The following is a 406-nucleotide window of genomic DNA, read 5'->3' as shown; positions in this document are numbered from 1 at the left end:
TTGCTAGGTAGAAAGAATCGACCGCACCAATAATAGCTGTCCCATTTTTAAACCATTGATAAGTAGCTCCAGCAGGCAAAGCTGTAGTTTGGAGCAAACGGCCGGTTTTGGTAACTACGGGGGCTACGCTAGGCGGTAATTCATTTACATATACATTTATCTGTTTGGTTTCCGAATTGCCGTCTGCATTGCTGATGTATAGTTGCAAAACATGCAGGCCGGGCATGGTCCAGTTTACGGTAGCGGTGCTATCCACAAAGTTGAGGGTGCCGCCATCTACCAGTGTCCAAAGGTAGGTAATGTCGCCTTCTGTAATGTTGGTGGCTTTGTAAACTTGGCTACCGCTACAAACCGATATGCTGCCAGCTATGCCGAAATTTGCCAACGGCAAGCGTTTGCCCAAACT

At 47.3% G+C, this 406-nt stretch carries 1 protein-coding gene; it reads right to left on the bottom strand.

The window, feature by feature from the left end; translation table 11 throughout:
- The coding region (locus tag I6F37_RS42730; RefSeq protein ID WP_225154788.1) for a PKD domain-containing protein at nt 1-406 on the bottom strand (406 nt) is incomplete at both ends.

Origin of the sequence: Bradyrhizobium sp. NBAIM08, assembly GCF_020193935.1 — a bacterium.
Taxonomy (GTDB): Bacteria; Pseudomonadota; Alphaproteobacteria; order Rhizobiales; family Xanthobacteraceae; genus Bradyrhizobium; species Bradyrhizobium yuanmingense.
This window is presented reverse-complemented; position numbering and strand designations above follow the sequence as displayed.